The following is a 7,146-nucleotide window of genomic DNA, read 5'->3' as shown; positions in this document are numbered from 1 at the left end:
CGTTCCCGCGGCTTTCCCTCGTCAATCTCCTCTTTAACTTCGTAGAGTTCCTCAAGCGCAACCTCGTCAAGCCGACCCATTACCGGCTCTACTACGTCTATCGGTAAATGTCTTCCTTAAACACTATGAGTCAGCCGAACTTACGCCGCATCCACGGGTGTGGCGTGACCCAGACGACGACTATCAGTGGTGGGAGCTCTCTGCGGGGACGTATCTGATTGAGTACAACGAATCGTTGACTGACGAGGCGCTACTCCAACCGCGTCCAGAGCTCGTCGAGCGTGGCGGGAGCCATCCAACCTTGCGGGTAACGGAATTACCTCGGGTCCCGCTTTCTGTTGGAGGGGCTGGGCTCCGGCTCAAAGCGAACGCACGTGTCTCGTCGCTTCTTCCGGTCTGAGAAGGGACCATTCCAGTTGTTATTTCGTTGCCTTCTCCGACGACACAGCGAGTGGCTCCACAAAGGGTGCTGGAGAATGGCCCGTAGGTTGATCGATGTAATGTCGCGCGAGTAGGATCTGTGTCGATTGACGCTATCTCAGGTGCCTGATTGCGGCGTATATCATCGTGGGCTCCAGAGGGACGGTCCTTCTTTCATATCTCAAAGAACCGTCTAAATGACTTGATAAATAGTCTAACGTTTTCTAATACTGTGTTAAACGATTACTGCTGGGGTAAATCGACTCGAATAGAATCCCCAAACGGTGAATCGAACCGAAGATGCGCCAACGCTCTGGCACTTATATGCTCCTGACTATGGTGGTGACTGGTAGAGACGCCCCCCATGTCATCACGCACGTCCTCCGCTCGACTGCTGGCCCCAGCGCATCATGGCACAACTATCGCAGCCGCGTGCTGGCAGCGCGCAGCTGCCTGTGTTCGGGCTGTCGCCTTCTGGGCGGCAGTCGTGTTGCCGCTCGCGTACCTCCCAGCAGCGTACGATGTCGCCGGCTTCGAAATGACCGGCAGTACCGTTGTGCTCATCGCGGTCCATGTCGCGTGTTTCGTGATTGGTCACGACCACTCTGATTCCTCCTCTTCAGCATGAGTACTACGAGCTCCGCACAGACCGATACTGTCGACCAGGGGTCAGAGTCGACCAGCACGAAGACTGCCCGTCTCGTGTCGTATCTCCGGGATGAAGCTGCTGACAGTGAGGCCTACATCAAGGCTAAATTCATCGCCGAGGATGTCGACCTCTCACCGAAAGAGATCGGCGCACGACTCGTCCAACTCCAAGATTCTGTTCAGGATCTTGAAATCGAGCAGTGGTCCTACACCGGTGCGACGACGTGGCGCATTTCAACTGTGTAGTCCCGTTGGAGGTCAATTCTAGATTCACAGGTCCGCCGTTTCATACGTCAATCGCCGCAGGAACCACCTAGTAATCGGCCGTGAGAGCTTTCACCCGTGAGATACACCCGCAGATAATGCCCACATTACGGGACCACTCCCGACTGCTCATTGTCGTGGGGTTGGTCGTACTTGCTGGCTGTGCTGGCGGAATCTCCGGAGATCAACCCGCCCCTGAGCCAGACGGCGCTGACAATACGTCTCAGCCACCGGCTAACGGAACGGTGGAAGTTCATTACATCAACGTCGGGCAGTCGGTTAGCACGCTCATCATCGGTCCAGACGGCGACACAATACTCGTCGATACCGGCCACTACAATGATGACGGTGAGTACGTTATCGAGTATCTCCAACGCCACGACATCGATCGGATCGACCGTCTCGTCAGTTCACATAACGACGCCGACCACATCGGCGGCAACGCGGCAATCATTGAGTACTACGAGACGGAAGCCGACGGAATTGGCGCGGTCTATGATCCGGGGATTGCTGCGAGCACCCAGACGTACGCCGAGTACCTCGATGCAGTCGAAGCACACAATGTGACGCTGTACGAAACCCGCGAAGGCGACACTATTTCTTTCGGTGATGTCGACATCGATGTCCTCGGCCCGCCGGATCCGTACCTCGAAAGTGAAGACCGCAACGAGAACAGCATTGTCCTCAAGGTCACCCACGGCAAAACGAGCTTCCTGCTCTCAGGTGATGCCGAAGACGACCAGGAAGCATACCTTGTCGACGAATACGGGTCAGAGCTGGACTCGACAATTCTGAAAGCCGGCCACCACGGCTCTGCGAGCTCGTCAAGTGGAGCGTTTCTTGATGCGGTCGATCCGCAAGCAGTCGTAATCTCGAGCGCGTACGAGTCACAGTACGGGCACCCGAACGAGGAGGTGCTCGACCGACTCGCTGAGCGATCACTTCCAGCCTACTGGACCGCAACGCATGGCAACATCGTCCTGACCAGCGACGGACAGAACGTTACCGTCCAAACCCAGCGGGATGCCCCGACTGATCCGAGTACGCTCCGTGAGGGCGATCCGATCGACGTTGGAGCGCCTGATGCTGTTAGTGACCGGGCCCGTATTGAGAGCGATGGGACAACCAGTATCGACACCGGCAGCAACGACACTCCCGACGAGACGGACAGCGAGACTGATGAGACGACGGCTGAGGCTGGCCTGACAGTCACCGAAATCCACGCGGACGCGGCTGGTGATGACCGAGACAATCTCAATGATGAATACGTCGTCTTCGAGAACACTGGTAACGAGACGCTGGATCTGTCTGGCTGGACGATCGAAGACGAAGCAGGCCAGAGGTACACTGTTCCCGAGGGGTTCGAGCTTGCTATCGGTGAAACAGTGACACTACACACAGGAAGTGGGACAAGTACAACTACTGAGTTGTACTGGGGTTCTGGGTCCCCGATTTGGAACAACGACGGGGACACCGTGATCGTCAGTAATGCTAACGAGGAGCGTGTCCTAGAGGAGACATATTCATGACTGATCTAGCTGCTCTCGACGACGGCGAATACACAGCCGTTGTGGACTCAATCGAAGATGGGTTAGCCACCGTGTTTTTCGAACGCGATGGCGAGGAGGTAGGGAATGCTGTCTTGGAAGCTGATCGGCTCCCTGAGGACGGAAAACATGCTGATGCGATCCTCACAGTCACCGTCGTCGACGGCGACTTGGAGACAGTACAGTACGAGCCCGAACAGACCACGGAGCGAGCAGACGCAGCCCAGAATCGGTTTGATCGGCTCTCAAAACGACCGCCGTCAGAAGATGACTCGTAGGACCCTCAGGTTACGTCACAAGGCGGTTACCCGGTTTCTTAGTCGATCGGTGGCCAAGATACTCTGTTAAGAACACAGAGACGGTGACGATTATGCCGGTCGCAACCCCCGTTCCGTGAGCAATCACGCTGACAAATCGCCCCGTTTCATCCAGTTGAATCTGGAATAGCTGTGAAAGGAGTACGACGACTACAGCAGAGCCAACGCCAATACGGAGGAGTTCGGTACGTTGTGACCTGGCCCACGTCCACCACGTCGGAATCTTCGATCGGGTGCTGACAATCCCGATTCCGATCGCGAAGGCAACAATCGCACACAGGACGACAGCCACAGACGGAGACAACACAGCAGACGTGAATGCGAGCGCGGAGAGCGCTCCGAGGACAATTGTTCCCGTCGTCGCGACGCCAGCGGCATAACCATACTTGGCGGTCGCTGTGCGGGCCAGTGAGACGTATAGCAGTCCACCAAACGCGCTCACGACTCCAGAAAACCCGCGTGCCGTCGTCGCGTCCGCAACGAGATTCCACTGGACCTTCAGCAGCCAGTACTCCACGAGCTTTGTCATCGGCGGTGCGAGCACAAGACACCCGACTACAGCGAACCAGAACGGACGTCGACGCGTCCATGTCATAGAGAGTGCGTACGCTGATGCCATCACGATTGCGTACCACGTGACGCTGGACACTAGATGCGAAACGCTATCGTGGAGGATTGCGGCGGTCCATGCCGAGACTACAGTGGGTTCGCCGTACGTGAACAGGAACTGCGAGCGGAGTGCTTCGGGGAGGAAGAAATGAACAGTGACGAGGACACCAACTACCCCAGAGAGAATGGCAATCTCCATCGCGTCGGTTGAGGTTCGGGCTCCCTGTCGTCGAGACATTCACGCTGGGTTGTCTAGGAGCAAACAAAAAGGGACAGATCGATCCACTCGTGGGGGCCAAATATTCGGAAGTTGGATAGCGATCGAGCATAATCTTAACCAACAAAAATTGAAGATGAAAAGCGAATGTTGGTTAATCATGCTGGTGGTCACTCCACCGGAAACCTGGTGCGTTTGGCCCGCAAAGCCGCCAAAAGCTTAGGTTCAGGCCGGGTGATATTCATTCGGAAGGAACTGTCACACGCTCCTTCCACCCCTTCGCATGAACGCTGATGAATCGCCCCTCGGTCGGTGTCCGAAATGTGGTGAGGACATATCCGAAGCATGGATTCTCGTTGAGTACGAGAAGGACAACGGCACAAAGGGCGTGTGGACCGAGTGTCCGGCGTGTGAGAACGTTGTAGCGCCGGAGTAGGGAGACAGCAGAATAATGTGTGGTTCGTCGCGTATGGGAGTCTACAGTCTATAATGGAAATCTCAGATCAACTTCGGTGTCTGTTCTCAGGGAAAGTCGAAGAGCGGAACGGATCATACGTGATTGAGGTACCGGAGCAAGAGCTCCACCTAGGCGACCTAGAGGCGGACGAAACGTACCGTGTCGCTGTGTTGCCGTCACCCACCACCAGCGAGTCCACCACTACTGGCGCCGATCCACAGTCCGAGCAGGCGTCACAGACGCCCCCTGTTGAGAAAGGAGAACAACGCACAGTCGAGATCGAAGACATTGGTGACCAAGGCGACGGCATCACCCGAGTTGAGCGCGGGTTCGTCGTTATTGTTCCCGATACCAAACAGAGCGAGCGTGTCACTATCGAGATCACCGATGTCCGGGAGAATGTCGCCTTCGCGGAAGTTGTCGACCGCGTTAGCTACTACGAGTAGTTTGTAGCGTTCGTTTTCTTCGTCTGAGGACGTGGTCCGGGTGAGCGTTACAGGAGATTCACTTATACTATTGCCGTAGGGTTCGAGCCTGCTTCCGACGAAGTAGAGCACTTCATACTGGATGAGGAACAAGTACAACTACTGAGTTGTACTAGGATTCTGTCTCATCGAGATACACCAATGACGGAGATACCGTGAGCGTCACCAATGCTAACAGTGAGCGTATCTTAGTTGGTGCTAGACGTCGGCCAGTCGGGTGTAATGCCAACCAGTTCGGCACTCACTCGCCAGAGTTGCCGTCGCACCGCCTGGTTCGTTGCCTCGGGTGCGGGATCTGTGGGACCATCGTTGCCGATATATTGCCCACTCACAGAGCCGTACCTCGCCTCCACCAAGAGCGATTGGAGACGTTCGGCAGCCTCCTGCTTTGAGGTGGCGACACCGGGAACCAGCCCCGCGATTCGAACCAGCAGCCGCGTTCGGAGCGACGCCTCGCGGAACAGGTCCGTCGACGGAACGAACCCCGGATGAACGCAGTTGACCGTGACCGCAGAGTCATCTGGGAGTCGGTCATCCAGTTCGATCGTGAACGCGATGTTCGCCAGCTTCGAGCGAGCGTACGCGTCAAGTGAGTCGTACTCGTCCGTCAGCTGCAGGTCGTCCAGGTCGAGCGTCGCCCGCCGATGGATGTCCGAGGCGGTGACAACAACACGCGGATCGGGTGCGTCACGGAGATGGTCAAGCAATACGTATGTCAGGAGGTAGGGGGCCAAGTGGTTCACCGCGAGCGTGATCTCGATTCCGTCTGGACTCTCACGACGTGACCCAGCCGAGAGTCCAGCGTTGTGAGCGAGGACGTCGATCTGATCGTACTCGTGTTTCACGGTTGCTGCGAGGGACCGGACGGTGGATTGGGAGGCGAGGTCGGCCTGATGGAACGCGATCGATCCGCCAAGGTCGTTGGATTGTTCTGCGAGGGTGGCTCCCTTCGACTCGTCGCGGCCGACGACTGCGACGGTCGCACCCCGTTCCGCGAGGTCAACAGCTGCCACCCGCCCGAATCCGCTTGTTCCGCCGGTGAGGAGGATCGTGCGGTCGGAGAGGTCGTCGGTCATTCCCCGTTTCGACGTCGACGGTCCAAAAGCGCGAGGAGCACATAAACGGCACCGATCACGCGGACGCCGTCGGTGAGGTGTTCGTTCCACTCCAGCGACTCCGGGTCTTCGTACACGAGCGGCCCCGCCATTTGCTCGTACAGTCGCGGGACGAAAAGCAAGACGGCACCAACGATTCCGGTGACATTCATCAGCCACGCGTAGAGGCGACCGTCACGAAGCGCCGCGAGCGTAATGACAACTCCTTCCACCCGAATCAGGAGACCAAACCACGAATGTACGGTGTTTTCGTCAGGGTTCTCGACCGCAATCGCCTCGAATACCTCCACGGTCCGGTCCGGGGCGAGCGTCGTGAGAACGCCGAGCGCACCGAGGAACTGCCGTAGCATACGTATTCATTCGGTCTGGGGTAGGTTAAGATTCGGTGTCGGCGGGATAGATGTCTCACATTATTATAGCGGTCTGTGAATGATCTTAACCAACAGAATTGGGGACTAAGGGTGTGTTGGTTAATTCAGATCGCTCTTGTGTAGAGCTGCGGAAAGACGATTTAACATGTTGAACACCCACCGTAGTCCGGCGATTTGAACCCGAGATAGCGTACTCAATTCGGAGCTGGCACAACCAAACGACCTCTTTCCGCGTTTCTACACGCTCTTATGTAGAAACGCGGAAAGCCCGTATAATTACACTCAGACAGTTCTAATCTGGCGATATGTCTTCCACTGAGTCAGCGTTCGGCGGGATGTTTCGGCAACTGATCGAGCTAGGAGTCATAGAGATCAACACCGAGCCGCTCGATGCGCGCATCGAGCGGCGACTCAAGCGGTTCTGGGAGAATACATCCTGTCCTCGCTGTGGTCACCAGAGCATTATGACGTGGGAAAAACACGACCGAGTTCGGTGCCGTAATTGCGAATTTAAGCCAGTTTACACCCACGGAACGCCATTTCACGAGAAGCACCTCACCACAGGAGAGGTGCTTCTCGCTTTCACTCTCTACGCAGATACGCTGCTGAGTATCAACCAAATTGCGCCGCTGCTCGGTCGCGCTTACAAAACCGTTCACACGGCGATTCGGGAGGCGGAAGCCGCGGTTCAGCGCG

The 7,146-nt window shown here is 56.5% G+C and carries 9 protein-coding genes and 1 pseudogene; 7 read left to right on the top strand and 3 right to left on the bottom strand.

Translation table 11 applies throughout. The features are described 5' to 3' along the window. Positions 1–127: 127 nt before the first annotated feature. From B9H04_RS19705 to B9H04_RS16875, 4 genes and pseudogenes are all read left to right on the top strand, one after another. Positions 128–400 (top strand): annotated as a pseudogene (locus tag B9H04_RS19705) (dCTP deaminase); the annotation flags it as partial. 644 nt (positions 401–1,044) lie between these two features. After that, entirely contained in the window at positions 1,045–1,314 is a 270-nt protein-coding gene (locus tag B9H04_RS16885; RefSeq protein ID WP_049933496.1) for a DUF7123 family protein, read from the top strand. A gap of 155 nt (positions 1,315–1,469) precedes the next feature. Then, complete coding sequence (locus B9H04_RS16880) at positions 1,470–2,861, top strand: lamin tail domain-containing protein (protein WP_049933502.1); 1,392 nt, start codon at positions 1,470–1,472, stop codon at positions 2,859–2,861. Then, positions 2,858–3,157 carry a DUF3006 family protein gene (locus tag B9H04_RS16875; protein ID WP_049933497.1) on the top strand — a complete coding sequence of 100 codons (300 nt, stop codon included), beginning with the start codon at positions 2,858–2,860 and terminating at the stop codon, positions 3,155–3,157. The genes B9H04_RS16880 and B9H04_RS16875 overlap by 4 nt, the downstream gene beginning before the upstream one ends. Before the next feature lie 10 nt (positions 3,158–3,167). On the opposite strand, the gene B9H04_RS16870 is transcribed toward B9H04_RS16875, so the two are convergent. Continuing rightward, positions 3,168–4,043: a hypothetical protein gene (locus B9H04_RS16870; RefSeq protein WP_049933498.1), complete on the bottom strand. Its 876-nt coding sequence runs from the start codon at positions 4,041–4,043 to the stop codon at positions 3,168–3,170. A 262-nt stretch (positions 4,044–4,305) separates the two neighbouring features. Here B9H04_RS16870 and B9H04_RS19760 point away from each other — a divergent pair, with 262 nt between their 5' ends. Both B9H04_RS19760 and B9H04_RS16865 read left to right on the top strand, forming a co-directional pair. After that, positions 4,306–4,458, top strand: a complete 153-nt coding sequence (locus B9H04_RS19760; protein ID WP_455583605.1) for a DUF7837 family putative zinc-binding protein — start codon at positions 4,306–4,308, stop codon at positions 4,456–4,458. Positions 4,459–4,511: 53 nt separating this feature from the next. Continuing rightward, entirely contained in the window at positions 4,512–4,925 is a 414-nt protein-coding gene (locus B9H04_RS16865; RefSeq protein WP_394296324.1) for a TRAM domain-containing protein, read from the top strand. Positions 4,926–5,152: 227 nt separating this feature from the next. Here the strand turns inward: B9H04_RS16865 and B9H04_RS16860 are convergent, their stop codons facing one another. After that, the gene (locus tag B9H04_RS16860; RefSeq protein WP_049933499.1) at positions 5,153–6,040 is read right to left on the bottom strand and encodes an SDR family NAD(P)-dependent oxidoreductase; all 888 of its coding nucleotides are present in this window, start codon (positions 6,038–6,040) and stop codon (positions 5,153–5,155) included. Continuing rightward, entirely contained in the window at positions 6,037–6,429 is a 393-nt protein-coding gene (locus tag B9H04_RS16855) for a hypothetical protein (protein WP_049933501.1), read from the bottom strand. Before B9H04_RS16855 ends, B9H04_RS16860 begins: the two co-directional genes overlap by 4 nt. A gap of 326 nt (positions 6,430–6,755) precedes the next feature. Between B9H04_RS16855 and B9H04_RS16850 the strand changes: the two genes are divergently transcribed. Continuing rightward, the coding region (locus B9H04_RS16850; protein ID WP_455583614.1) for a transposase at positions 6,756–7,146 on the top strand (391 nt) is incomplete at its 3' end.

The organism is Halorubrum ezzemoulense DSM 17463 (assembly GCF_002114285.1).
GTDB classification, from domain to species: domain Archaea; phylum Halobacteriota; class Halobacteria; order Halobacteriales; family Haloferacaceae; genus Halorubrum; species Halorubrum ezzemoulense.
Note: the sequence above shows the minus strand (reverse complement) of the source record. Positions and strands in the feature narration are given on the sequence as shown.